This is a genomic window from Kitasatospora sp. SC0581, assembly GCF_048159585.1.
Classification (GTDB): Bacteria; Actinomycetota; Actinomycetes; order Streptomycetales; family Streptomycetaceae; genus Kitasatospora.
In genome coordinates this window covers 1-305 of the sequence record NZ_JBLRWA010000344.1, presented here as the reverse complement: position 1 = coordinate 305, position 305 = coordinate 1, and the positions used below count along the sequence as shown (strand labels likewise).

Genomic DNA, 305 nt, shown 5'->3' with positions numbered 1-305 from the left:
CCATCTGGTGGCGCTGGCGGACGAAGGCCAGCGCCTGACTGCCGGTCAGGGTCTGGGTGCCGGCCTTGAGGTCGAGGCCCGAGTCCCGGTCCTTGATGTCGTTGTCGATCTTCATCTCGACACCGCCGACCGCGTCCACCAGGCCGACGAAGCCGGCGAAGCCGATCTCGGCGTAGTGGTCGATCCGCAGGCCGGTGTTGAACTCGACGGTCTGCACCAGCAGCCGGCCGCCGCCGCCGTTGAAGGCCGCGTTGATCTTCGAGGTGGTGGCCGGGACGATCTTGCCGTTGCCGTTGGAGTTGGGG

At 67.9% G+C, this 305-nt stretch carries 1 protein-coding gene; it reads right to left on the bottom strand.

Translation table 11 applies throughout. The features are described from left to right. The coding region (locus ACLWS4_RS38390; protein WP_416876626.1) for an LCP family protein at positions 1-305 on the bottom strand (305 nt) is incomplete at both ends.